This is a genomic window from Synechococcus sp. CBW1006 (genome assembly GCF_015840525.1).
GTDB lineage: Bacteria > Cyanobacteriota > Cyanobacteriia > PCC-6307 > Cyanobiaceae > CBW1002.
This window is the reverse complement of sequence record NZ_CP060396.1, coordinates 2419350-2445759: the sequence shown is the minus strand read 5'-3', so window position 1 is coordinate 2445759 and position 26410 is coordinate 2419350. Positions and strand designations below refer to the sequence as shown.

At 55.8% G+C, this 26410-nt stretch carries 20 protein-coding genes and 3 pseudogenes; 16 read left to right on the top strand and 7 right to left on the bottom strand.

The features are described from left to right. Nucleotides 1–49: 49 nt before the first annotated feature. Entirely contained in the window at nucleotides 50–1540 is a 1491-nt protein-coding gene (locus H8F26_RS11775; protein ID WP_197153750.1) for an IS66 family transposase, read from the bottom strand. A 121-nt stretch (nucleotides 1541–1661) separates the two neighbouring features. Here H8F26_RS11775 and H8F26_RS11770 point away from each other — a divergent pair, with 121 nt between their 5' ends. From H8F26_RS11770 to H8F26_RS11735, 8 genes and pseudogenes are all read left to right on the top strand, one after another. After that, on the top strand, nucleotides 1662–2153 hold the full coding sequence (locus tag H8F26_RS11770) for a transposase (protein WP_197154069.1): 492 nt from the start codon (nucleotides 1662–1664) through the stop codon (nucleotides 2151–2153). Nucleotides 2154–2254: 101 nt separating this feature from the next. Further along, nucleotides 2255–2509: pseudogene (locus tag H8F26_RS11765) on the top strand (arsenic resistance protein); the annotation flags it as partial. Next, the gene (locus H8F26_RS11760) at nucleotides 2502–2759 is read left to right on the top strand and encodes a hypothetical protein (protein WP_197154068.1); all 258 of its coding nucleotides are present in this window, start codon (nucleotides 2502–2504) and stop codon (nucleotides 2757–2759) included. The pseudogene H8F26_RS11765 and the gene H8F26_RS11760, both read left to right, overlap by 8 nt. Nucleotides 2760–3089: 330 nt before the next feature. Further along, nucleotides 3090–5099 carry a hypothetical protein gene (locus tag H8F26_RS11755; RefSeq protein WP_197154067.1) on the top strand — a complete coding sequence of 670 codons (2010 nt, stop codon included), beginning with the start codon at nucleotides 3090–3092 and terminating at the stop codon, nucleotides 5097–5099. 98 nt (nucleotides 5100–5197) lie between these two features. Further along, on the top strand, nucleotides 5198–5572 hold the full coding sequence (locus H8F26_RS11750) for a hypothetical protein (protein WP_197159175.1): 375 nt from the start codon (nucleotides 5198–5200) through the stop codon (nucleotides 5570–5572). Nucleotides 5573–5753: 181 nt separating this feature from the next. Continuing rightward, the gene (locus tag H8F26_RS11745) at nucleotides 5754–6500 is read left to right on the top strand and encodes a response regulator transcription factor (RefSeq protein ID WP_197154066.1); all 747 of its coding nucleotides are present in this window, start codon (nucleotides 5754–5756) and stop codon (nucleotides 6498–6500) included. Between the two features lie 98 nt (nucleotides 6501–6598). Next, nucleotides 6599–10486 (top strand): DUF1996 domain-containing protein, encoded by a 3888-nt coding sequence (locus H8F26_RS11740; RefSeq protein WP_197154065.1) that lies wholly within the window; start codon nucleotides 6599–6601, stop codon nucleotides 10484–10486. Between the two features lie 438 nt (nucleotides 10487–10924). After that, nucleotides 10925–12061, top strand: coding sequence for an IS5 family transposase (locus H8F26_RS11735; protein WP_197153730.1), 1137 nt, complete (start codon nucleotides 10925–10927; stop codon nucleotides 12059–12061). A 461-nt stretch (nucleotides 12062–12522) separates the two neighbouring features. Here the strand turns inward: H8F26_RS11735 and H8F26_RS11730 are convergent, their stop codons facing one another. The 5 genes and pseudogenes from H8F26_RS11730 to H8F26_RS11710 form a co-directional block, all read right to left on the bottom strand. Next, the gene (locus tag H8F26_RS11730) at nucleotides 12523–12747 is read right to left on the bottom strand and encodes a hypothetical protein (RefSeq protein WP_197159364.1); all 225 of its coding nucleotides are present in this window, start codon (nucleotides 12745–12747) and stop codon (nucleotides 12523–12525) included. Beyond that, nucleotides 12744–13232, bottom strand: a pseudogene (locus H8F26_RS11725) (recombinase family protein); the annotation flags it as partial. The pseudogene H8F26_RS11725 and the gene H8F26_RS11730, both read right to left, overlap by 4 nt. Before the next feature lie 36 nt (nucleotides 13233–13268). Next, nucleotides 13269–14327, bottom strand: a complete 1059-nt coding sequence (locus H8F26_RS11720; RefSeq protein ID WP_197154063.1) for a transposase — start codon at nucleotides 14325–14327, stop codon at nucleotides 13269–13271. Between the two features lie 268 nt (nucleotides 14328–14595). Continuing rightward, nucleotides 14596–14697 carry a recombinase family protein gene (locus H8F26_RS11715; RefSeq protein ID WP_231605160.1) on the bottom strand — a complete coding sequence of 34 codons (102 nt, stop codon included), beginning with the start codon at nucleotides 14695–14697 and terminating at the stop codon, nucleotides 14596–14598. Between the two features lie 419 nt (nucleotides 14698–15116). Beyond that, a complete protein-coding gene (locus H8F26_RS11710) occupies nucleotides 15117–16328 on the bottom strand; it encodes an IS256 family transposase (protein ID WP_197158913.1) in 1212 nt (403 codons plus the stop codon). Between the two features lie 580 nt (nucleotides 16329–16908). Between H8F26_RS11710 and ltrA the strand changes: the two genes are divergently transcribed. The 7 genes from ltrA (at nucleotide 16909) to H8F26_RS11680 (ending at nucleotide 23639) form a co-directional block, all read left to right on the top strand. After that, the gene (gene ltrA / locus H8F26_RS11705) at nucleotides 16909–18159 is read left to right on the top strand and encodes a group II intron reverse transcriptase/maturase (RefSeq protein WP_231597922.1); all 1251 of its coding nucleotides are present in this window, start codon (nucleotides 16909–16911) and stop codon (nucleotides 18157–18159) included. Nucleotides 18160–18827: 668 nt separating this feature from the next. Then, nucleotides 18828–19115, top strand: coding sequence for a transposase (locus H8F26_RS19435; protein WP_231597691.1), 288 nt, complete (start codon nucleotides 18828–18830; stop codon nucleotides 19113–19115). 10 nt (nucleotides 19116–19125) lie between these two features. Next, complete coding sequence (locus H8F26_RS11700) at nucleotides 19126–19998, top strand: IS3 family transposase (protein ID WP_231598222.1); 873 nt, start codon at nucleotides 19126–19128, stop codon at nucleotides 19996–19998. A gap of 154 nt (nucleotides 19999–20152) precedes the next feature. Next, on the top strand, nucleotides 20153–22006 hold the full coding sequence (locus H8F26_RS11695) for a carbamoyltransferase (RefSeq protein ID WP_197159174.1): 1854 nt from the start codon (nucleotides 20153–20155) through the stop codon (nucleotides 22004–22006). Between the two features lie 2 nt (nucleotides 22007–22008). Continuing rightward, nucleotides 22009–22401, top strand: coding sequence for an SxtJ family membrane protein (locus H8F26_RS11690; RefSeq protein ID WP_197154062.1), 393 nt, complete (start codon nucleotides 22009–22011; stop codon nucleotides 22399–22401). Between the two features lie 3 nt (nucleotides 22402–22404). Beyond that, nucleotides 22405–22566, top strand: a complete 162-nt coding sequence (locus tag H8F26_RS11685; protein WP_197154061.1) for a DUF5989 family protein — start codon at nucleotides 22405–22407, stop codon at nucleotides 22564–22566. Continuing rightward, entirely contained in the window at nucleotides 22566–23639 is a 1074-nt protein-coding gene (locus H8F26_RS11680) for a hypothetical protein (RefSeq protein WP_197154060.1), read from the top strand. Before H8F26_RS11685 ends, H8F26_RS11680 begins: the two co-directional genes overlap by 1 nt. Nucleotides 23640–24289: 650 nt before the next feature. On the opposite strand, the gene H8F26_RS11675 is transcribed toward H8F26_RS11680, so the two are convergent. Beyond that, complete coding sequence (locus H8F26_RS11675) at nucleotides 24290–25315, bottom strand: IS256 family transposase (RefSeq protein ID WP_231605159.1); 1026 nt, start codon at nucleotides 25313–25315, stop codon at nucleotides 24290–24292. A 125-nt stretch (nucleotides 25316–25440) separates the two neighbouring features. On the opposite strand from H8F26_RS11675, the pseudogene istA reads away from it, so the two are divergent. Then, nucleotides 25441–26319: pseudogene (gene istA, locus H8F26_RS19430) on the top strand (IS21 family transposase); the annotation flags it as partial. Between the last annotated feature and the right edge of the window lie 91 nt (nucleotides 26320–26410).

Here is a 26410-nt window from a genome sequence, read left to right as displayed (position 1 = left end):
CGCTCACCGCTGAGCGATCAGAGACTCTTCCTTGTCCTTTCTTCTGCCTTCAGGGATCGCTCAGCAGTGACGGCATCACCCCATCGCGGTGATGGGCGATCCAGGCCTGCTCCAGGAACTCCCAGACATCCCGCCCCTGTTGCCTGAGGGTAGTGGTGACCGTGAGCAGGCGGCTCCGGCAGATCGCACCTTGGCGGGATTGGACTCCTTGACTGATCTTGCGCTGAATCACCGATTGGCGCAGGGCACGTTCTGCGGCGTTGTTGGTGGGCTCTATTCCCTCGTTCTCCAGGAAGGTCCACAACCCACCTGTCACCTTCTGGAGCTGCTGGCACGTGCGCACTGTGCTGGCCCAAGGCGTTCGCTCGCCGCGCTGGTAGCCGAGCTCTACTACCCGCTGCAGCGTGGTCTCAAAGGTCTGGCGGATCGGCCGGCAGCTTTGCTGCAAGGCGGGCCAGTCAATCTTTCCCTCCTTGTAGCGGTGCCAGTGGCCAAACAGCTGCTGCTGCAGGCCCAGCAGCTGGGCTCCGAATTCAGCGCTGGCGCCCGGGCGTTCGGCGATGGCCGTCAGGTCGCGGATCAGGTGCGCCCAGCACAGCTGGCGCTGCTTGGTGGGCAGGTGGTTGTAGGCCGAGAAGCGATCGCTCACCACAATCCCGCCAAAGGCGTTCCCCAGCAGCTCGATGGCAGCGGTCGTCGATCGACTCAGCCCTTGCACAAATACCGTCACCACGGCGGTGACCATGACCCACTGCCAGCCCCGCTTTCCAGTGGGATTGTTGCCGTCGGCATTGCCGGTGGGGGCGCCAGTTTCATCTACGTAGGCCACCGGCTGCACGCGGGCAAAAGCAAGGGCCTCCTGCATGGGCTGCTCCAGTGCTGCACTCAAGCGCTGGCGGACCCGTGCAATCGCGCCGCGGCTCATCTCCACTCCTACCAGCTGCTGGAGCAGGGCCTGGGTCTTGCTGAAACTCAACGGAAAGGCACTGCCCAGCAGGCCCACCAGTGCACTGAGCCTTGGGCCGTAGTGACTGGCCTCCACATCCGCCGGCAACGAGGCGCAGGTGCTGGTGGAACAGCAGGGGCAGACCAGGCGATGCAGCCGGTGCTCGATCACCAGCGGGGTAATCGGCGGGATCTCGATCACCTGATGGCGCAGGGGATCGAGATCCTCTCCCTGGAGCAAGGTGCCACAGCGGCGGCAGGCATCAGGGTGGTGATCCACCACCTGATCCACCCGCTCGATCGACAGCAGCTCTGGTCCGGATCCGGGATGGCCCTGCTGGCCGCCCCGCTTGCGGCCACTGCCCTTGCGCCGTTCTGGCGGCTTAAAACCCAGACCATCACTGGAGGGAGGTTTGGATGAGTTGCGAGAGCTGCGTCCGATCCGCTCACGCAGGTTTGCCAACTCGGTGGCCAAGGAGGTGAGTTGGCCGCGCAACAGCTCGATCTCCTGCTGCTGGGCGTTGATCAGCGCTCTGACGCTGGCGGGAGTTTCCAGCCAGTCGGCTTCTGGAATTCCAGCCGGATGTGCGGTCATCACAGGCGGGTCTCTACCTGAGATGCAACCGGAAATCAAGCTGTCGTCAAGGGTTCAGCAGGGCCGATGTTCGCCGCGAGCTGTCACGCCCCCTGAACGGATACAAAACGGCTTTCCGTTCTTGCACCGCATCAGCTGGAACCCCTACAACGAAGGAGAAGACCTGATCGCTCAGGCGGAAAAATACAAGCTGGATACAGGATCATACCCAGAGCGCATCTGCGCCGACCGGATTTACATCACGGCCAAGAATAGGCATTTCTGCACGAGGAACGGCATTCGCCTCTCCGGCAAGCGATTGGGCCGCCCGCCCAAGGATCCTGATGTCACTACTACACACAAGCAGCAGCTCCGATCTGATCAAGCACGACGCAATGAAGTGGAAGGCGTCTTTGGCTCTGGAAAGCGCAAGTATTCGCTGGATCTGATCAAGGCTCGTCTACCAGCTGGTGCCGAATCCTCCATCTCGATGGCCTTTGTCGTGATGTGCGCGGAGAAGGTCTTGAGGCTGCTGCGCCTCTTTTTTGTCGTTCTTTTTGGGTGGATCTACAGCTTTCTTATGGCCTGGTCAGCGATCAGAGCGCCTGAGGGCATCTGCAAGCCAGCCTTTTGAGATCTGGCCCACTTGATGTCACCGCGCTTGCCGGCCTGATTAACGCGAAGCAAACGGACGAATCCGGCGCCGATGGGCCGAGAATCTTTTTCAGGAGTCCCTATCTGATCTTCTGGATCAGCGCCCAGTGGATGCGCCTCTGGAGGCAACCGCATGCGATTGCTGCGCCTGGAGCGATGATCGGAGCATCGAATTTTTTCGAGCTGGCGGTCGCCGTGGCCATCAGTCTGTTCGGTCTGCAGTCCGGCGCTGCGCTCGCCACCGTGGTGGGTGTGCTGGTGGAAGTTCCGGTCATGCTGTCGTTGGTGGCGATCGCCAACCGCAACCGTCGTCTGTTTCCCACGGGCCATGTCTGAATTTTTTGAAGCGATCTGGCACGGGGAGGGCATCGGCGATGGCGGCGACCTGCAGGAAGCCCTTCAGGCCTACGTGGCGGTGAAGCCCGTCGACAACGACTGGATCGAGGCCTGTGCCGCCGAAGGTGCAGCCCCTCGGATCGAACGCTTTGCCTCCTTCGACGCCTATCTGGACAACGAGGATGCCCTGGAGACGATCCCGGTCACACCGCAGATGATCGTGGTTGCGATCGAGCAGCTCCCGGTCTGATCTGATGACAACGTCGTCGTTTGATTTCGCCAGCTGCACCCCCGTCAACCACCTCTGGCCAGCACCGATCTGCTTCGGGAGCAGACCGACCTCAACAGCCATGGCGAGCGCATGGTGTTGCTGTTCAGCCAGCGCGAGCAGGCTGTGCAGCTGCTGCAGCAGGCTTGGTAACAGTGATTCTGACGATCAAGCTGAGCTATCTATCGGCCATCCATGAGGGTGGCTGCTTCTGGAGTAGAAATGTCACAGTCTCGACATCTTTCGGATCAAGCGTTGACAACGCTATTTTCGATTCGCTAAAAAAATAAAGATTGATCCTTGATCCAAGGCATGAGCTTTTACTTCAGTTCTAATCAGATTTCTGGATTCAAAGCAAATCCAAGTTCGATTACCCTGAATAATCCCTCAGGGTTGATTTTTACACGGGTTGATTCTGGGCAAAGTTCATATGAAATTTTCTTATCACCAGGAAAAGATAATGTAATAGATAATGTCAATAATTTGAATCCCATTGTCTTTGAGAGTCGTGGCGCAGACAGGAATTCCATTGCTCAAGCCAATTTTTCATTGGATAATTGGCTTGAAACCGAGGGTCGATCCATATCAACTTCGCAAATTGCTATCAATTATGATACTGTTAATTCTATTTTTAACCCTGGTGATTACACGCTGAAGATCAGGAAAAAAGGCACCTCCGAAATTATTGAAGCCAAAACATATGAATCAAGTGCCAATACTTTACTAGCTACTTTCGAAAACGGAGTTGAAATTCAGCTTTCATCTTTAAACACTGTCATTCAGCTTTCATCTGATGCCCTAAGTAAATCATGGGCAAGCGACCTGAAATATTCAAATGCCAATTTTCTTACTGCTACTAATACGCTCAGCAGCAATGATCCATCAGGGTATCCACAAATTGAACTGAGTCAGCCAATAACAGACACAAAGGGGCGTATCAAGGTTGCCTATCAATTCAATCAATATGATCCTCTGTTCGGCATTGGTGGCATCCATCCAATCATTGAAATTGACGAGAATGGTCGTGTTATTCCCAAAGCTATCGATGAGATTTCAAGAAATCAACGTATTCCTTCTTATAGCAAGGTGTACAATCATGAGATGCAAAAACCTGGTGGAGATACAACTAAAGCTACAAATGCAGCTAATGCTTTCCCTTGGTACGCTGCAGTTATCAATGATCCCACTTCAACAGCTGAGAACCAACAATCAGCATCATACTTTTACTTAAATGGTAGCCTAAGGAAAGGTTTAACCGATCAATCTGATCAGTATGACTTGAATTTAGTCAATGGAACCAATAACAACCTAGACCCTTATGGTCGTTATCCAGATACTGTTGGAGTGGCTGGAGCAAGCTTTCTAGATTTTCAATTTGTTACCACATTATGGGTGCCAGAAAGCTCAGTCTTTCGCCCTAAAGGAGGTGGCTTTGATCCTAATAATCCGTTTTATACAGACTTTCAAAAGTCTAGTAATACCCAATCCGGCGCTCTTGAAGGGTTTGCAAAGCAAAAAGACGGTAAATATACCTTCACAATCCCTGAAGGTAAAGATATCGAGTTCTACAATCCAGAAATAGGCGAAGGATTGCTCAAAACAGTTTATCCTGATGCAAAGGGCCAATCAACGCTGAGCTTCAGCGATTGGTATAAAAATTGGTGGGAAAATAATACTTTGAAAAACCTATTCCCGTGGACTGGTAATGGTTACACCTATGATTGGTATTATCCGACTGACAAAAATTGGTTTACTAATCCGCAGCTTGGGCCTGGAGTTGGTGAACTTGTGCAATCCTGGGCGCCAGATAACCCCAAAGATAGCAACGATTGGATGTACGAAGTTGTGGATGTTCAGACAATCCCAGAGGCTATGGGTGCAGAGTCAACGGCAGTTGGAGCGAATTGGCAATTAAATATCAAAAGATTGGGCGTTCTCGATGCCACTGTTTACATTTATGAAGCTGACTCTATAACCGGCATGATAACAGATAAAGAGAAGAATCAATTTCTTCCCGATCAAGATTTCTATCTTAGTAAAGCCATCGAAACTGCTACGCTCACATTCGACTCGTCCGAGCTTCCTGCCTATCGTGGTGAAAAAACTTACGCTATAGAGGAACTCGAAACAAATAAAAATTATGGCTTTGTTGTCGAAGTTAATGGAAATACTTTCGGAACTTATGGACCCACATCAAGTCAATTTGTCGGCCTGTCCTCGTTAAACTCCGACAGTTCACTTTCTATTGGCTTTGAGGAAACTGTTAATGGAGACAATGACTTCAATGACTTGATTTTTACTGTTTCAAATTTGATAGCTTAAAAAATTAAAAAATGAAGTTATTACTTAAAACTTTAGTCTAATAATTGAGTTGACAGCCAGAATCGAACCTATGCCGAGGCTTGAATAACCCACCTTTGATGCCAGACCACCCCCGCCGTGACCGTTCTCCAGCCGACGATGGTCTTTATCTTGTTCCCTACTGGGTGCAAGGAGGACGAACCTGGTTAGTGATTCTGGCTGCGCTTCTCGGTGGAGGAGCGATTCTGCTGTCTTCAGCTGCCTGGTTCGGGCGTCGTGGATTCTCAAGCGGTTTTGGCTACGGTGCGGCGGCAACAGTCTGCTCGTTGGTCAGGGACGACAAGGTCCTGGCCCCCGAGGCGGCTTCCACCCAACTTCAGGCATTGAAGGTCAGCTTCGCCAGAACCGGTGTGATCGATATCAGCCCTTTTCAAGATGGAGTCAGCGAGGTGGTCGCCTCTCTCGATGATTGTGCGTTCCTCTCCCCTCGCTGACGTCATGTTCAGGCCCGACCACCGGCACATTGCCAGCTCGGATGTTGGCCTTGGGCAGTCCATGAATGGTTTCCACCCATGCCGCAGCTGATCGCAGCTGATCCCCTTGGGTCACTTCACACCATAGGACGCTTCACTGGGAACGTGGCTTACAGTGATGATTTAATCCACTGAATAGTTGATGGATGGTAGCGCGTTAATTGAATCCACAAGGGAAAGTCTGCACAAGCTTGCCAGCCTTGTCGTTGACTCTCGTTTGATGATTGTGGCTGGTGACCTTTCACCGGGCTTCATGGTTGTTGCCTATGAACGAATCAATCCAGGACTCCGCCTTGTGTCTTTGTGCACATGCGCATCAGAAGCTCATGATTTGATTCTGGAGCATCAACCTAGCCATCTGATTATCTGCAGTGATCTCGAATCCGGAGATGGATCTCAACTTGCAGCAGAAATCAAACGTCAGCATGCTACGAAACGCGTCATGCTGATCCAGCGTTCTCCCCATATAGGAGGGAGCAGAGAAGCGTGGACGGCCGGTTGTGAAGTGATTGTTTTACGCCGGAAGACAGGAGGTGGACGACTATTTGATGCCTACCGTACCCTTTTTACCGACGGAGCCTTTTGTGATCCTGATCTCCAGCGACAATTGCTTCGTAGTGACTGTCATCCTCAAACCGAAAAAATAGAAAGCTTGACCACGCGGGAGGAGGAAGTTCTCGTCGAAATTGTCTACGGTCTCACGAACGGCCAGATCAGCGAACGATTGGGCATCAGTGAGGCGACGGCAAAACGGCATGTGTATAATCTGATGCAAAAGTTAAATGTCAGCAACAGGGCTCACCTTGCGACACGCGCCTTACGTACTGGCCTATGTAGTTGGGGACTGGCTGATAACGGCCCGCCGCGAATGTCACTATCATCAAAATAACGCAATCGCCTGCACTTGGGACTCGTAAATATTCAGATACAGGGCCTACAACTTTTGATGGATGTCTCAGTGCGACTCCAGTCGGACAATGAGGAGGCATGTACATCCTGTGTTCATCAATGAACGACCATTCGAGGATCTTGGCTGGTACCTCCGACTCTCAGCCACCAGTGCTATCGGCCTCAGAGAAGAGTTTCTGGAGTGGCAGAAGCGGCATTGGCTTCTCAGTGGATTCCTTGGGCCGATGGGATGATCAGGCGCGGCTGGAGTCAGCCCTGCAGGAAATCACTCGACTCGGATTCGACACGATTCGCACCTGGGACACCAATGCCTACACGGGTCGGATCCTTGAAGCTATCAGTGACCTGGGCCTCAACCTGAAAGTTCAAGCAGGCATTTATCTCCGCAAAGATAGCGATGCGGAGCAGAAGATTGTCTCTGCCTTGCAAACAATCAACTCCCACCCTGACCTGGTCATCGGAGTCAGCCTAGGGAATGAACAACTGGCCGACTGGAACAATACGGGCTTAACGGTTGCCGATGTGATTCAACACGTTAATTTTTTCAGAGAGTTCAGCGATATTCCGCTGACGTATAATTTTTCGGGAGAAACGCTTCGCGGTAACAGTAGCTTTTGGGCTCAGAATGGCGAAGAGTTGTTGAGAAAGCTTGACTATATTAACGTTCACTCCTATGCAGGCTTTTTTGATAATCGCTGGAACCCAGAGTGGACTCCAGGCAGGCAGCTTGAAGTGCTGAAGTTGGACGAGGCTTTGTTTCGCAAGACTCTCGATAACTTTGGCTTGCATAGCACCCCTCTCATTCTCGGTGAGACCGGGTGGCAAAGCGTTGGAGGTGCCCAAAGTGTTACCAATGCTGAGAATATGGAAACTTACTTTCAGAGCGCGAGGGACTATATTCAAGGAGATCTGGCACGCTTTGATGCCATGTTTTACTTTAACTTGAGTGATGAATCCTGGAAGGGTGGCGATAATCATTGGGGTTTGTTTGAAGAAGGAGGAAGTGACAGTCTTGGAGCGGCGAAGTTTGACATTGATCTCGACGTGGTACCTGAGAGCCAGTTACTGCTGGTTGCGGATTCCGGCTCAGCACGCCTGCTTGTGGATGACACCACAGGACTCGCTTTCATCCAGCAGAACGCTTCTGATCAGCCCCTTCTGATTCGCCGCAACGATTCTTACTGGCAGGGGGATATTCCACTCCAGCGCGACGATGCCGCACTTGTTTCCGCTGCCGTTGATGCAGACGGACAGCTCCGCGTTCTCGATCGCGGGCCTTGGGGCGACTTCAGCTGGATTCTCGATCCCTCTGGTCTGTTCATCGGAGAAGACGCTCCAGGTGTGCTTTCAGTACCGGAAACAGAAGCGCTCTTTCAGATTGACCTCGACGCAGACGGGATCATCCCTGCTCCCCCCAGCCCCGAGTCAGATGCACAAGACGAACGCGATCTCCGTGTGGTTGCGGATTCCGGCTCAGCACGCCTGCTTGTGGATGACACCACAGGACTCGCTTTCATCCAGCAGAACGCTTCTGATCAGCCCCTTCTGATTCGCCGCAACGATTCTTACTGGCAGGGGGATATTCCACTCCAGCGCGGCGATGCCGCACTTGTTTCCGCTGCCGTTGATGCAGACGGACAGCTCCGCGTTCTCGATCGCGGGCCTTGGGGCGACTTCAGCTGGATTCTCGATCCCTCTGGTCTGTTCATCGGAGAAGACGCTCCAGGTGTGCTTTCAGTACCGGAAACAGAAGCGCTCTTTCAGATTGACCTCGACGCAGACGGGATCATCCCTGCTCCCCCCAGCCCCGAGTCAGATGCACAAGACGAACGCGATCTCCGTGTGGTTGCGGATTCCGGCTCAGCACGCCTGCTTGTGGATGACACCACAGGACTCGCTTTCATCCAGCAGAACGCTTCTGATCAGCCCCTTCTGATTCGCCGCAACGATTCTTACTGGCAGGGGGATATTCCACTCCAGCGCGACGATGCCGCACTTGTTTCCGCTGCCGTTGATGCAGACGGACAGCTCCGCGTTCTCGATCGCGGGCCTTGGGGCGACTTCAGCTGGATTCTCGATCCCTCTGGTCTGTTCATCGGAGAAGACGCTCCAGGTGTGCTTTCAGTACCGGAAACAGAAGCGCTCTTTCAGATTGACCTCGACGCAGACGGGATCATCCCTGCTCCCCCCAGCCCCGAGTCAGATGCACAAGACGAACGCGATCTCCGTGTGGTTGCGGATTCCGGCTCAGCACGCCTGCTTGTGGATGACACCACAGGACTCGCTTTCATCCAGCAGAACGCTTCTGATCAGCCCCTTCTGATTCGCCGCAACGATTCTTACTGGCAGGGGGATATTCCACTCCAGCGCGGCGATGCCGCACTTGTTTCCGCTGCCGTTGATGCAGACGGACAGCTCCGCGTTCTCGATCGCGGGCCTTGGGGCGACTTCAGCTGGATTCTCGATCCCTCTGGTCTGTTCATCGGAGAAGACGCTCCAGGTGTGCTTTCAGTACCGGAAACAGAAGCGCTCTTTCAGATTGACCTCGACGCAGACGGGATCATCCCTGCTCCCCGCAGCCCCGAGTCAGATGCACAAGACGAACTCAACAGCAACACAGTCAGCGCTTTTGAAGCGACCGGATTCAACCAGGGTGAATTTGTTTCAACAATCGCCTTCAGCCACCGGGCGACAGTTGATCCGATTGTTGCGCCTGGAAACACAAAGTTCATGCATGCCCATGACTTTTTCGCAAATCCAACAACCGGCGCGTCGTCCACGGTGGCATCCCTGATGGATGCTTCCGACACAGCGGCAATTCCGATCAATAACATCTCCACCTATTGGACACCTAGTCTGATTGATGAGGGCTCCGACGGCGTTGGCGGTGAACAGACCTATGTCACTCCTAAGGCAACATCCATCGCTTACTACAGCGTCCTGAAGCCGAACGAACCCAGTGAGCTCGTGAACATGCCTATCGGCCTGAAAATGATCGCTGGTTCGGCTCGCCCTCAGAATCGCCAGTCGAGGGCCCAGGTGTTCTGGAACTACATCGGCGAATTAGCTTCCTATGACCACATCCCCCTTGGCGATGAATGGCGAGATCTACCTTTGCAGGCAGTGATCATTTTTCCGGAATACTGGACTGGTCAATCCCTGGATAGCCCCGACCACAAAAGCCATGTCGCCTACGGAGATGGATCTGGGGTTGGCCCCAATGAACATCCTTTGCTGATTCCCCAGCTTCAACTCCAAATTCACTACGGCAGAATCAACAACAATCTTCACCTAGTTAGTTCCGACTACATGTCATTGCCAGAAGCAGGCGGTGACCTGGATCTGAGGTTGCAACGCGGCAATCCAGATGATCTCAGTTTCCGAAACGGTGAATCGGGATTTGCGCCGGGATGGAGCATGCATGCTGATCAGATCCATCTTCCGTGGGAAGAGGTTGCACCGAATGGTGAAACGGTGGATGGCTTCGCCAGACGCGAAACTGATGCACTCATGCTGCCATTGTTCGCTGGAACGGACGGCAACTCTGTGCGAATTATCCCAACAGGTATCCAACAACCCTATTCGGCGGAGCGTTCTCCTATGCCGATGCTTGGTAGCCCTGATAATGACGTTCTGACTGGCAGCAGCTCTGATGACCGACTGGAATCACTGGAAGGAGATGACATCCTGATTGGAGGTGGAGGTGCCGACCGCTTGGTTGGAGGTGATGGTGCCGATCGGTTTGTGATTGAGTCAATCAATGAATCTACTGTGCTCCGCCCCGATGTGCTCGTCGGTTTCGCCCCTGAAGATCGCCTGGATCTGAGAGGTCTGAATCTCCAGCGCGACGATCTCATTCTCCAATCCACTGGCCCAAGCTCCTGGCTCTTGACAGCATCAGACACTGATCTAGGCATCCTGATCCGTACCGATTCAATCACCTTCGAACAGATCATGATTGATTGAGGTCAACCCCAGAGGAGCTCCACCAGCTCTCAGGAGGGAAAAAAGCGGCTTCTCAGGTGGTTTTTCCGCAAACTCTTAGTGCCCGGCCGTTCCGCGTCGGGCCGCAGGGCCTGGATCGCCTTGTCACTGAGCATGGCGGACAGCGCCGAAACGCTGGCGCAGGAGAGGATTTCGGCGGTTCAGCAAGCCAAGTGACGGTATAGACCCGGACCCGGCTGGCTATACCGTCAAAAATACCGTCATCCGCAGCGGCTGTAGCCGGTTTTCCCCGGACCTGCCCGAACAACCCAAAAGCTCAGATCGCCTGCCCTGCAGGGGTTTTGGGATTTCCGCGGATCCCTTGGGATCCTGTCAAAACGGAGAGGGTGAGAGTCGCTCTAAGAGTTTGCTGAAAAACCCCGCCGCCTCTGCGAAAATAGGGCAACTGCCCCAGGTTTGATGCGAGGTCAGCAGGAGCGCAGCGGCTCCTTGTTCTCCTACGTCTCGATCGAGGAGCGGATCCCGACCAGCCATCCACTCAGGCGGATTCGCAAGCTGGCGGATCAGGCCCTCGATCGACTCAATCCCACCTTCTGCAGGTTGTATGCCTCAGAAGGGAGACCATCGGTGCCGCCAGAGCAGCTGCTGCTGGCCTCGTTGTTGCAGGCGTTCTACGGCATCCGCTCCGAGAGGCTGCTGCTGGAGCAGGTCCACTACAACCTGCTGTTCCGCTGGTTTGTGGGCTTGAGCCCTGACGATGCGATCTGGCATCCGACCACATTCACCAAGAATCGTGATCGGCTCCTCACTGACGACGTCATGGGGCTGTTCCTGGAGAAGCTGATGGGAGCACCCGAGGTCAAACCGCTGCTCAGTGACGAGCACTTTTCGGTGGACGGCACGTTGCTCCAGGCCTGGGCGTCACACGCTTCCTTGGAGCGGATCGATGGCCAGGAGGATCCTCCGCCTCCGCCCACAGGTCCTGGCGAAGGATTCGGTGCTCCCAAAGAGGGAAAGAAGCGCGCCAAAGGGGACTTTCGCGGCATCAAGCTCAGCAACGAGACCCACCGCTCCAGCACCGATCCTGAGGCACGGCTGGCCCGGAAATCGAATGCCCATCCAGCGCAGCTGAGCTATCGGGGCCATGTCCTCATGGACAACCGCCACGACCTGATCGTCGATTGCCGCGTCACCCAGGCCACGGGCACCGGTGAGCGGGATGCCGCCAAAGAGATGGCAGCAGACCTCACCGGTGCCCACCAGAAGACCGTCGGCGCCGACAAGAACTACGACACCAAAGGGTTTGTCGCTGAGATGCGGCGGATCGGTGTCACGCCCCACGTGGCCCAGAACACGGCCCGCAGCGGTGGCTCAGCCATTGATGGCCGCACCACCCGTCACGTGGGCTACTCCAAATCGATCAACGCCCGCCGGGGGATCGAAAAGGTGTTTGGTTGGATCAAGGCGTTCGGAGGGCTGCGCCAGTTCAAACTGCGCGGTACCGAGAAGGTCGGCGCCGTGTTTGGCCTGCATGTGATCGCCTACAACCTGATCCGCCTGGGCAACCTGCTCAAGCCCGCGATGGAGGCGGCATGAACAGCCCGTTGTCCAGAGGTGTGCCCAATAGGCCTCAACCAATGCCTTGCAGAGAGGCCAACGATGCCGAAATCGGGCTGTTTGCGGCTCTGATAGCCGCCGATCCGTCTTTTTGAGCCGGAAATCCACTGATGCCTGTGGAAAACTGGCTCGTGGGTTGGTTTTTCAGCAAACTCCTAAGCATGACCACTGAGTCATGGCAATGGTTCTTGGCGTCGCAGGACGCTCAAGTTCGTATTCCCACAACACATCCAACAACACTTATGCGCTCGCGCCTCGGGCAAGCAGGACCTCCCAAGCAACACGACTAAGAGTTTGCTGAAAAACCCCGTCAAGGGCCATTCAGCCCGAGAACGCCTGACTTCGAGCCCAGTGTTCACGGGCGCTGCGCCAAAAGGACAGGCCCAAGGCATGACGGCCTCTGGGCTTTTTCAGCAGGCTCCTAACCGCCAGAGCGCCCTTCAAGGGTCAACAAGGTCGATCAAGCGACCATCCCCATCAACGATCCTGAAACGCTTCCCTGTCGCCTTTGCTCGCGCCTTGGCAGTCCTGTAGGCATCGCCCTCGTTGTGCTTCTCCTGGTAGCGATGCCATTTGCCGAACTGATCCTGGTATTGGAGAACGAACTTCATCTGGGCAAGCAAGGGCACAGGGAAAAGGAGCAGCGCCACCAGCAGGAACCTCACGAAGCGACCTCCTGCTCTTTGACGATTCGGGTAATGGTCGCCAGAGCAAGACCCGTCTGCTCCTTGATTGACCTGTAGGACTCGCCCTCCTTCCGCAAACGAAGGACCAGGGACTCCTTCTTGGCATTGGTCCTTGGTCTCCCCCCGAGGTTTCCGCCCGTCTTCCTGCGGTGCTCAACGGACTCGCGGGTGCGCTCTTGGATGAGCGATCGCTCGACCTCAGAGAGACCAGTCAGGAGACCAACGACAAGGGGTGCCATCTTCCCCAGCGCCTGAGTGTCGATCAGACCATCAAGGGTCTTCACATGGATGCCCTGCTGCTGGAGGTCATTCAGGCGATTTATGACCTCGACCTGGGAACGCCCAAGGCGATCCAACTTGGCGACAACCAACTGGTCCTGCTCGCGGAGCATGGACAGGCAGGCGCGGAGTTGATGCCGCTTGTCGAGGGTGGTGGTGCTACTGACCTTCTCAAAGAACACCTCCTCGCCTGGCTGCCCGACACATCTCATCCGCGAGATTCACGCGACAGCCAGCTGCAGCGTTTGCCGGTGAGTTGATCGCGGTTGCCGCGGTAGTTCAATCCGTGAGAACCAAGCCTGGGCTTGTGTTCGTCTGCTCCTGCGGCTGGGGATGCAGGGCTCCAGCTCCTGGAGTGGAATCGGCAGCCAGGCCATCAACCTGGCCGTGGTATCGGAGGCGAGCATCTGCAGGGTCCTCAGGCCAAGGCGCAGAAAGCTCATGCCCCGTTTCCAGTGCGGATCCACCTCTCGCCTGAGCCCCGCCAGGCTGAGGGCATAGCCCTGCAGACTCCCGGCCAGCACAGCGATTGCGATCACCACGAGCAGCCGATCCAGTCGCTGCGGGTTCCGCAGGCCGCTGTCCTCCAGCTGGAAGACTCCGGACTTTTGGTCTCGGAACAGCTGCTCACAGCAGAAGCGCCGGCCGTAGCTCCAGACCAGATCCAGAGAGGGCTTTGCGTTACTGATCAGGTACCAGGGCTCTTCCACGGCCAGGCCGGTGGGATGGGCCAACACCAAGTTGGCGCTGTGACTGCCATCAGCCCAGAGGCGGATATTCCGGAAGCCGCGGCATTGTCCGCGGCGCAGGCGCAGCCGCCTGACCTGGCAGCCCAGAGGTGCTGCGGTGCCGTGGATCTCGGTGTCTCCAGGCAGCCGCATCACATAGGTCCAGCCAGGCTTGTTCTCCAGCCAGCCGAGCAGTTCAGCGCAGGGGAAGGCGCGATCGGCCAGCAGCGTGATCGCCCCGAACCCAGCGAGCCACCGATCGGCTTTCTCCAGCAGAGCAATCGAGACCGCTGCACTGACGCTGGCACTGGGGTGTTCCAGGGCTTGCCAGAGCAGCGGAATGGCTCGGCCATGGCAGACGACCGAGACCACCACCACGCAGATCCGGTTCCAGAGCATGGTGGTGTCAAGCGCTAGATGCAAGGCCTGGTCTGGCTTGTGCCAGCCCTGGATCGCCCAGAGAATCAGTGGGCCATAGAGGCTCTCAGGATCGATCCTGCTGTTGCTCAGCCAGCGCTCTGACAGCGCCGTTGCCAGCTCGATGCCAGGCAACGCCCCAATGGAAGACGGGTCTTCCAGTGATCGAAACAGACCGTCTCACTCAGCAGCAGGCCGGCCACCATCCAGCCCAGGAGCACGAGATGACGCTGGTCGCGAACAGGGCAGTGTTGACGGAGAAAGGCGATCAGCTCACCATGGAGCTGGGCACGGGATGCCACGGGGACTTGGATTGGTTTCGTAGCCCCACGCTCTCATGGCTACCTGCCCACCCAATCAGGTGAGACCCGTTCTGTTGCAACGGGTCTCGCACTTGTGTCGGTCAACCAGCCTCCTCGCACCCCGCTGCCTTGAGGTCGTCCACCTGCGAGTCGGTGGATTGGTGCGCGGTGGAGCACCTTGCGTAACCGATTCTTCGTCCCATCGTTCGGAAAGGCACTGCCTTACGAGAACACTATACAGAAAACCAACCGAACGGGGTTTGCGAACGCGCTAAGCGGTCAAATCGGGGGATCCACTCCAAAACCGAGGGTGTTGGAGGAACCCAAGGGTTTACGAACAGCAGAAAGGAATCGGCCGCGTCCCTTTGCGTGGTGTAAAACCCGAGGCCCGAATGCCCTGACTCAGAGGGTGAACAGGGTGGAATGACGGGCTGTCATTCCTGAGGTGCAGATGCACCTCGTTCTTCCACGATGAAACAAGACGATTGACTTGTCAAGTCTCTCGTCTGATCGCGGCTGTGTTGTGAGCGGCAGGAGTCTTCTATGCAGCCCAGGGGTTACAGCGCCGGCCCCCGGGCGGCGATCGAGGCCGCTGCGCCCTGTGGGGGCGCTGCCACCTCAATCACCTGGGGCCTGCGTCTTGCACCTCTGCGGCGGCGGCGCTGAGCAGGGCCGGCAGATCCTCCAGCTCCGGGATGGCAGCCATGCTTTCGGCGGAGAACATGCGGCGGCCTTCCAGCTGCCAATGCTCGTGCTGCTCCAGCAGCACCGCGCCCACCAGGCGGGTGATCGACGCGTCGTTGGGGAAGATGCCGACGACGCGGGTGCGGCGCTTGATCTCCTCGTTGACCCGCTCCAGCAGGTTGGTGCTCCAGACCTTCTTCCAGTGAGGCTGCGGGAAGTGACGGAAGGCCAGCACGTCCTCTCTGGCCTCGTTCATGAGCTCGGTGGCCTTGGGGAAGCGCTCCGCCAGCGAGGCGGCCAGGTCATCCCAGCGGCTGAGGATCTCTCCGGCATCCTCCTGAGCGAACACCGAGCGCAGGGCGGCGGTGACCATGCCCTGGTGGGCTTTGGGGACGCGCTGGAGAAGGTTGCGGGCGAAGTGGACGCGGCAGCGCTGCCACACACAGCCCTGCAGCTGGCGCCTGATGGCCTTGGTGAGGCCCACGTGGGCGTCGGAGATCACCAGCTTGACGCCAGTCAGGCCGCGCTCTTTGAGCGAGGCGAGGAACTCACTCCAGAAGCCCTCGCTCTCGCTGTCGCCCACCTTGAGGCCCAGCAGCTCACGGCGACCATCGGCGTTGACCCCCATGGCGACGACGACGGCCCTTGAGCAGACCTGCAGGGCCTTGCCCAGCCGGCCGTGGAGGTAGGTGGCATCCAGGTAGACGTAGGCGTAGCCGGACTCCTGCAGGGGCCGGTTCAGAAACGCCTGAACCTGCTCGTCGATGTCCTGGCAGATGCGACTGACCTGGGATTTGGAGATACCGCTCTGGGATCCCAGGGCGGCGACCAGGGCATCCACCTTGCGGGTGGAGACCCCACAGATGTAGGCCTCCATGATCACGCCGTAGAGGGCCTGCTCCACCCGGCGACGGGGCTCGAGGATCGAGGGCAGGAAGCTGCCAGCCCGCAGTTTGGGGATCAGCAGGTCGATGTCGCCTACCTGGGTGGTCAGACTGCGGGGCCGGTAACCGTTGCGATAGCCGAGCCGCTCCTCGGTGCGCTCGTGGCGGTCGGCACCCAGCACGGCAGCGACCTCCAGCTCGATCAGCTGCTGCAGGCCGTAACGGGCCAGCTCGGGGATCAACTCACCGGCAGTGCTGCCATCCAGTAGCGGCGCGAGGTCGGGTGCGGCACAGTAAGTCTTGGGCGTGTGTCACGAGTCAGCAGGTGAAAGCCAAGGCTGATGAAACTGCATCGGGGATGGGAGTGTGGCCTCCCGGGATCGGCCTGCAGGGGCTGGTACCAAACCACCCCGTGCTGCTGCGTTCAAAAGACGTGGTGGTGAGCGACGGGGAAACGGCGGACTGGATCCGTCAGGTGTGCGACGAGAAGGTGAGCGCAAGCGAACCGTTGATGACGCGCCGATATCTATTTCAGACGCTGCCAAAACGGGAGGCGGCCCAAATCTCCTGGATCAGTGTGGACAGAGCCTGTCTATGGACCACACGGCAGCCGGCGTATAGACGGCACGAGCTCATCGCAGGCCCTGATGCGGAACGTGAGAACCTGCCATGGAATGCCAAGGGAACATCCCAAGTGGTCACCACCATGAGGGTCAATACCGATGTCTGTGGCAGGGGCGGAGCAACCCGTAGTAGCGATGATGGGTCTGTAACGGACTCGGAGCCAAGGGGTTGCATCATCCCGTTTGGAGTCTCCCATCAACTGCCTACGGCAGGAGGAATGGGATGACAACAGACAAGCCGCTACCGATTACCAAGGTGATGGTCTGGAAGGCCTATCAACAGGTGAAACGGAACGGACAGGCGGCCGGTGTGGATGGCCAAAGCCTGGACGACTTCAACAAGGATCTGGAGAATAATCTCTACAAACTCTGGAATCGGATGGCATCAGGAAGTTATCTTCCGCCACCAGTTCGGCGTGTGGAGATTCCCAAATCCGGTGGAGGCGTCAGGCCGCTGGGTATCCCGACGGTTGCTGATCGCATCGCACAGATGGTGGTCAAGCAGGTGCTGGAGCCAGAGCTGGAGCTGATCTTTGATCAGGATTCCTACGGCTACAGACCGGGCAAGTCAGCGCATCAGGCAGTAGAGGTCTGCCGTCAGCGCTGCTGGAGGTCCAACTGGGTTCTCGATCTCGACATCAAGGGGTTTTTCGATGCTATCGATCACGACCTGTTGATGCGCGCGATCAAGGCCCATACCTCCGAGCGCTGGGTGGTGCTCTACCTGCAACGATGGCTGCAGGCACCGGTTCTGTTGCCGGATGGCACGCTCCATCCCAGGGACCGGGGCACACCGCAAGGTGGTGTCATCAGTCCACTGCTGGCCAATCTGTTCCTGCACTATGCGTTTGATGTGTGGATGCGCCGGAGCCACCCGGCCATTGCCTTTGAGCGCTATGCAGATGATGTGATCTGTCATTGCCACAGCGAGAAGGAAGCTCGGCGGTTGCTGGAGGCATTGCAGGATCGCTTTGCGTCCTGTGGCCTCCAGCTTCATCCCCAGAAGACCCAGGTGGTCTACTGCAGGGATAGCAACCGCCGGGCACCGTTTGCTGATGTCACGTTCACGTTTCTTGGTTTCGCGTTTCGGCCACGTGTGTCTCGCAATTCTCGCGGAGTCATCTACACAGGCTTTTTGCCGGCAGTGAGTCCGCAGGCTCTCCAGCGTATGCGGGAGAGGATTAGGTCGATAGGGCTTCCATCGCTCGTGTATCTGTCGCTTGAGGAGATCGCTAAAGTGCTGAATCCAGTGATTCGTGGCTGGATTCAGTACTACGGTCGTTTCTATAGGACAGAACTGATCAGGAAGTTGTATCGCTACCTGGATGACAGAATTGCAGCCTGGTTACGGCAGAAGTACAAAAGGCTGCGGGGTCGTCGGCTCCAAAGCTGGCGAGTACTTGCCAGGATCAGGTCTGGACATCGTGATCTGTTCGCGCACTGGCGTCGAGTCAGTGAAGTGGCATGTGGATGATGGGAGCCGTATGACGCGAGAGTGTCACGTACGGTTCTGTGAGCACCTCGGGGGGAAGTTCCCCGGGGTGACTCGACATGGTTCGTCAGGTTGAGGTGGTTCTCGAACCAGGGAAACGGGCCTGCCCACCCCTTGCAACGCCAGCCGCTGGGCCAGCCACCTGAGGTGCGCGGCCCACCCCGGCTACGCCGGGGTGGGGGTGCCGGGGGATTTACACCAAGCCTTGGGACGCCAGCAAGGAATCCAATAACGCCCTGATCACCCAGCACTTCCGTATGCCTGCTGGACACGAAAAAGACCAGAAGCTCAACCTGCAAAAAATCCCTTCCGCAAAAGAAGTCAACCAAATCTGGAAAAGGCATCCGAAGCGAAAATGGACTACCAGCGCAAGAGAAACAGCAACAAAGTCGACATCCAGATCTAGATGGCAAATGCGTGATCAACCGCCGCAACGCATCGAATCACTAAAAACAAGAAATCATCTAACAATAAAGGACCAAAGAAGTGGACTTAAACACTTCATAGAAGGAGTCTTATCAAGACAATTGTCTATGCATGAAACAAATAAACCTTGCCCCAACGCGGGTTTGAGGTGGTCTGGCTTTTCTGGACAGGCCCCATCGTTAACCTCTGAGGCGGGGTACCGCCCCTGAAAGGGGCTCCCACCGATGAGCAAGCGCCGCACCCACAGCCCCGAGTTCAAGGCCAGGGTCGCCATGGAGGCGATCAGTGGCCGCAAGACGATCCAGGAGATCGCCGCCGACCACGCCATCCACCCGATCCAGGTGAGCCAGTGGAAGCGGCAGCTCCTGGACGGTGCCAGCGAGCTCTTCACCCGAGGCAAGAAGACCAAGGACAAGGAGGAGGGGCAGGCCAAGGAGGCGGAGCTGTTCCAGCAGATCGGACGGCTGCAGATGGAGCTGGAGTGGCTCAAAAAAAAGTCTCAACTGCTCTGATGCCTGTGAACTGCGCAAGCTGGTCGATCACGACCACCCCGAGCTCAGCATCAGCAGGCAGTGTGCGCTGCTGGGGCTGCCTCGATCCACGCTGTACTACCGGCCGACACCGGTCCGTGTATCGACGCTGCGGATCATGGCCAGGATCGATGCTCTCTACCTGGAGGATCCCTGCAGCGGCAGCCGCCGGATGGTGGACTATCTGGCCCAAGATGGTATCCCGATCAGCCGAGATCGAGTGCGAAACCTCATGCGGCGCATGGGATTACGGGCGATCTACCAGAAGCCCCGGACGACGGTTCCAGGTGATCCGTCCGTGCGGTTCCCCTGCCTGGTGGACCTCACGCAGGTCACGTCGGTGGATCAGGTCTGGGCGACCGACATCACCTACATCCCTCTGCAGAAAGGGTTCCTCTATCTGGTGGCGATCATGGATCTCCATTCCAGGCATGTGCTCAGCTGGAGGCTCTCCAACAGCCTTGACACGAAGTTCTGTCTGGAGGCCCTGGAGATGGCCTTGGGAGGCGGCCGTAGGCCAGAGATCTTCCACTCCGATCAAGGCTGTCAGTTCACGTCCGCTGACTTTGTGGCCAGACTCAAAGGGGAGCGGATCCAGATCAGCTGGTCCGGCAGAAAGCGGTGCTACGACAACATCCTTGTTGAACGGCTGTGGAGGACTGTCAAGTACGAGGAGGTCTACCTACGGGCATACAGCGATGGCTGGGACGCTGAAATCAGCCTGGCCCGCTTCCTGTGGCGGTATTGCCATGTAAGACCTCACAGTTCCCTTGGAGGCAAAACTCCCCACGCGGTCTACACTGAGGCCGAACCATGTTCCACCCGTCCTGGGTTAACGATGTCAGGGGCCGGAACTGTCCAATAAAAGGCACCCACCTCAGTTCACAACGGTCTTAAAAGAGGTCCACAAGAGATTGAGAGCGATTCCAAGGTATAATCAACCAAACTCCAGCACCTCCAGCACCTCCAGCACCTCCAGCACCTCCAGCACCTCCAGCATATTCACCAATTACTTTCAAATGGATCAATATATTCTTGGATTATCTTGCTATTACCATGACAGTGCTGCAGCACTACTGAAAAACGGTGAAATCGTTGCCGCAGCACAAGAAGAACGATTTTCTAGAAAGAAGCATGATTCGCGCTTCCCCAAGAATGCAGTTTCTTATTGCCTGAAGTCACAGGGAATTAATCTTGCGGACGTTAAAGAGGTTGTTTACTACGAAAAACCTCTACTCACCTTTGAACGTCTTCTGGAGACTTATTTGGGTGCAGCACCAAGGGGAGGCAGGTCTTTTGTGGCGGCAATGCAAGTTTGGTTAAAAGAAAAACTATTTTTAAAGACTGAACTCAAGAAGAACCTCAAAGAGGTTCAAGAATCGTTCGGTACCGATTCAACATATATTCCCAATCTTCTTTTTTCAGAGCACCATCTCTCGCACGCTGCTGCCGCCTTTTACCCAAGTCCGTTTGAGGAGTCAGTGATCCTTTGCATGGACGGCGTAGGTGAGTGGGCAACTACCTCTGCATGGGTTGGCAAGGGTAAGGACATCAAACCCCTTTGGGAAATCAGTTTTCCTCACTCCCTGGGTCTTCTTTACTCAGCATTCACCTACTACTGCGGATTCAAGGTCAATTCTGGCGAATATAAACTGATGGGTCTTGCTCCTTATGGAGAACCCAGATACGTCGATCAGATCAAGGAAAACCTGATTGACATCAAAGATGATGGGACATTCCGCCTCGACATTAGTTACTTCAAGTACCACCGTGGATTCCGCATGACAGGAAGGAGGTTCCACAAACTTTTTGGTCGACCACCACGCAAGGTTGAAACGGAACTCACCCAGTTCCATATGGACCTGGCGGCATCAATCCAGGTTGTGACAGAGGAGATCGTCCTCAAACTGGCAAAGTCACTTAGAGAAGAGACAGGCATCAAGAATCTATGTCTCGCTGGTGGTGTTGCGCTCAACTGCGTTGCCAACGGCAAGATTCTTCAAGAGAAGATCTTTGATGACATCTGGATCCAACCTGCCAGTGGTGATGCAGGTTCAGCACTAGGTGCCGCCTTGGTTGGATGGCATCAACATCAAGAAGAAGAGAGAGTCGTCAACACTAACGACGCCATGAAAGGAACCTACTTGGGTCCTGACTTCAGCAACGATGAGATAACCAAGTATCTAAGGCAGATCAATGCGCCATTCCACACTCATAGTGATCCTGAGTTATTTGAACGCCTAGCAGAAGAACTTGAGAAAGGTCATGTGATTGGTTGGTTCAATGGTCCGATGGAGTTTGGTCCAAGAGCACTAGGTGGGCGCTCCATCATCGGGGATCCACGCAATCAGAAAATGCAGAGCGTAATGAACCTCAAAATCAAGTACCGAGAGAGTTTTAGACCTTTTGCTCCATCAGTCCTTGAAGAAGACGTCAGCAACCAATTCGAGATGAATGCGAAGAGTCCCTATATGCTCCTAGTTGCTCCGGTCAAAAAAGAACTCTGCAGGAAAATGACAGAAGAAGAAGACAAACTCTTTGGAATTGATAAACTGAATATTCCAAGGTCATCACTTCCTGCCATTACGCATGTCGATTACTCAGCAAGAGTTCAAACGGTCAGCAACAATACAAATCCTCGCTATTACAATCTGATCAATGCTTTCAAGCAAAAGGCTGGTTGCCCGACAATCGTCAACACTTCATTTAATGTCAGAGGTGAACCAATCGTTTGCACTCCTCAAGATGCTTACAGGTGTTTTATGCGGACAGAAATGGACATACTAGTTCTTCAAAACCAGATCCTCTACAAAAGCGAGCAACCAAAGGTCGAAAAAGATGAAACCTGGATGCAGGAGTTTGAACTCGATTAATCATGAAAGAAACAATCTCTAAAAAACAACTTCGAGACTTTGGTCTGCTTATCGGACTCGGATTTCCCATCCTCATCGGTTGGTTACTGCCTTCACTTTTCGGGCATGAATTTAGAGCATGGACTCTATGGGTAGGAATTCCAGGACTGATTCTTGGTCTCGCAGCACCTCGACTGCTCCACTATCCATACAAAGGTTGGATGGCACTTGGACATGCCCTTGGATGGATTAATAGTCACATCATTCTTGGACTGGTCTTCATTCTTGTTCTACAACCAATCGCATATATCATGCGCCTCACAGGATATGACCCATTAAGAAGACGACGAAAAGGAGAGAAGACCTACAGAGAAAACCGACAAGACCACCAAACTGACCTCACCCGCATCTTTTAAATCATGGAAGCATTTCTCGACCTAGTCAAAGACATCTGGGATTTTCTGAAAGTCCGTAAGAAGTATTGGTTGACACCATTAATCATCACGATTGTGCTGATGGGGGCACTGATTGTGTTCACACAGGGTTCGGTAGTTGCTCCATTTATTTACTCAATTTTCTGATGAGAGAAAGCACTAGGATTGCAAATCTTTTAATCATGGCAATAGCGATATCTGTTCCCATTGTAGGCACAGATCAGTATTTGCGTTTTGCCAAGTTTCCCAAGGATAACGCAAGAGTAATGCTACTCTCCGGTGGAAGACTTGATTCGTCAGGTTCAGGCATAAGGCGGTACACACCTAATTCCTACTTGCGTCATTCTGCTGTTTATGGCGACGTCCTTGAATACAGTTATGGGTTTAAAACTGATAGAAATGGATTCCGAGTCACATACGAATGCAATACTGGCAACGAAGGAAGTAATTTGGTTGCTATTACCGGTGATTCATTTACAGAAGGTCAGGGTTCAAACTCCTCTTGGGCGGGAAGAATCCAAAAGAGACTATGTGATCAAGGGTATAACTCCATCAATGCATCGGTTGCAGGTTATGGCGTAGAAGGAATGAAAGATTCATTGGATTATGCCCACAAAGAACTGGGGGCAAAGAAGGCGATAGTCGCAATTATTCCCGATGATATTTATAGACCCCGCAGACCTATGATCTCTAATCTCACCTGCTCAATGTACGAATCAAGGCGGTGTGGAGACTCTGCGACGTGGTGGCATCACCCTGAAGAATTTACCCCAAAAGAACTAATCGCATTTGCAAACAGCAAATATGATTTCGGCATTTATCCGGTCCTTACAATTCTAAAAGACAAACTCAAGTTTAAGTTGAAACAATTGATTGATTACCGCAACAATAGCAGCAGTAGTGGCAGTAGTGGCAGTAGTGGCAGGCATGAAATCATAGACAAAAGCATTTCCGCAATGCATTCTATTGCCTCAACATATGGCGCCAAGAATGTATCTTTAATCATTTTGCCAACTAAAAATGACCGCGAGTTAGAAGGTTCATCTGAAGTAAAGGCGAGAAGAAGCACGGATCTCCGCGAATTTCTTAATTCCCTCCATAAAGACATCTCAGTCAAAGACTTGCGAGACTGCCCTCTTGATGCAAGGCATTTTTTCCGCATTGATGGACACCCAAACGAAAAAGGGCATAAACAATTAGGCATCTGCGCTTCTATGTAAAACAGACGTTGCGAATAGTCCTATCAGGCAAATGTTAACGCCTCTGCTTCTCTGCAGTCGCCAATTCCCAGCTACTTTTAAAGGGACTTTATGGGTCTTCAACCTGGGATGTGCTGACCCCTTTCAACGCCCCCCTTCTCGATACAACTCAGTCAGTTGCATCAGATGGAAGGAGTGAGAAGAGATGCATTAAAGACAACTCCAGTCGCTGACCTTTAACAACTCCTTCTCAAGAAACTGAATCAAGCAAGGACGCCTGATGGGTCTTTCGGACTTTTGGAGCGACTCTTGTAAAGAGAACGTCAGTGGGGTGTAGGCGCAGTGATCTCGCCCTCAAAAGCAGGTGATTCACGACGACCTCAATCCGGCCGCGTCCCTTGGCGTGGTGTAAATCCCGAGGCCCGATTGCCCTGGACTGAGGGAGAACAGGGGTGAATGACGGGCTGTCATTCTCGAGGCGCATGTGCACCTCGTTATTTCACGATGAATCCAGACGATTGACTTGTCAAGTCTTTCGTCTGGATTGCCGATCGGTTGTGGGCTACACCTGCAATCTTGGTCGTGACGTCTGCGGTGCCGGCCCCCGGGCGGTGATCGCCGCCGCTGCGCCCTGTGGGGGCGCTACGGCGCGATCTCCTGGGGCCTGAGGCTCAGGCCGCTGCTTCTTGCAAGGAAGGCTGCGTGGGCAGCTCCGCCAGTGAGGGGATGGCGGCCATGCTCTCGGCGGAGAACATGCGCCGGCCCTCCAGCTGCCAGTGCTCGTCCTGCTCCAGCAGCACAGCCCCCACCAAGCGGGTGATCGAGGCGTCATTCGGGAAGATGCCAACCACCCGAGTGCGGCGTTTGATCTCCTCATTGAGGCGCTCGAGCAGGTTGGTGCTCCAAGTCTTTTTCCAGTGTTGAGGCGGGAAGTGACGGAAGGCGAGCACGTCTTCCCGGGCGTGCAGCATGAGCTCAGCAGCCTTGGGGAAGCGATCCACCAGTGAGCTGGCCAGATCGTCCCAGCGGGCCTCGATTTCGTCCGTTTTCTCCTGGGCGAACACCGAGCGCAAGGCAGCGGTGACCATGCCTTGGTGGGCCTTGGGCACCCGTTGGAGCAGGTTTCTGGCGAAATGGACCCTGCAGCGCTGCCAGCAGCTGCCCTGCAGCATCCGCCGGATCGCCTTGGTGAGGCCCACGTGCGCGTCGCTGATCACGAGCTTGACCCCAGTGAGGCCGCGCTCCTTGAGCGAGCCAATGAACTCGCTCCAGAAGCTCTCGGTTTCGCTGTCGCCCACCTTGATGCCGAGCAGCTCGCGGCGACCATCGGCATTGACGCCCATGGCCACCACCACAGCCCTGGAGCAGACCTGCATCGCCTTGCCGAGACGCCCGTGGAGATAGGTGGCATCGAGGTACAGGTAGGCGTAGCCGGTGGCCTCAAGGGGGCGGTTCAGGAAGGCCTGCACCTGGATGTCGATGTCAGCGCAGATGCGGCTCACCTGAGATTTGGAGATGCCGCTCTGGACTCCCAGGGCGGCCACCAGGGCGTCGACCTTGCGCGTTGAGATGCCGCCGACATAGGCCTCCATCACCACGCCGTAGAGGGCCTGGTCCACACGGCGGCGCGGCTCCAGGATCGAGGGCAGGTGGCTGCCGGAGCGCAGTTTGGGGATGCGGAGATCGATGTCCCCCACCTGGGTGGCCAGGGTGCGCGGCCGGTAGCCTGTCCGGCGACGATTAGGTAGGCGGGTCCGCGCAACTACATAGGCGGGTCTCAGGACGCGACAACAGGGTTCCGATTCCGGTCTGGAGCCCTGCCATGCCCGCCCCTCTGTCGTTGCGGATCAAGGAGCGGTACATGGCAAAACGGGCCAATGGGCTCAGCCAACAGGTGGCGGCTGATGCGGCGGGGATTTCGGTGCGCAGCGCGCAACGGATCGATCGGGGTGAGCTGCAGCCCGAGGGGCAACAGCAGCAGCGGGGTCGCCATTGGCGCACCCGAGCCGATCCCCTGGCCGAGGTCTGGGAGAGCGTGCTGGTGCCGATGCTTGAGAAGGCGCCGCAACTGGAACCCCAGACCCTGCTGCTTCACCTGGAACAGCTCAGGCCTGGCGAGGAGTGGTACCGGCGCAAGCGGACCCTGCAGCGCCGCGTCGAGCAGTGGCGGGCCCTGCACGGCCCGGCCCAGGAGGTGATGTTCCTGCAGCAGCACCGGGCCGGTGTACTGGGGATCTCGGATTTCACGTTGCTCAAAGGTGAGCCGATCACCGTGGCGGGGGAGGTGCTGGAGCACCGGCTGTTCCACTTCCGCCTGCCCTATTCGGGCTGGTGCCATGTGGCGGTGATCCACGGCGGCGAAAGCTTTGTCGCCCTATCCGAGGCCCTGCAAAACGCTCTCGCTCTTTGCGGTGGGGTGCCGGCGGAGCACCGCACCGACAGCCTGAGTGCTTGCTTCCGCAACCGCGACGGCAGCTACGCCGGCGATTACACGAGCCGTTACCGCGAGCTGTGCGCCCACCTGGGGGTGATCGCCACCCGCAACAACCGCGGCGTTGCCCACGAGAACGGCGCGATCGAGGGCCCGCACCGGCACTGGAAACATCGGCTGGAGCAGCAGCTGATCCAGCGCGGCAGCCGTGATTTCGCCACCGAGGCCGACTACCGGCAGCTCGTCGCCCAGGTCACCAACACGCTCAACAGCCGCTACCAGGTGCAGGGGAACCTGGAGATTGAGCAGCTGCATCTCCAGCCCCTGCCGGTGGAGCGCTTTGCCGACTACGAGCCGGTGG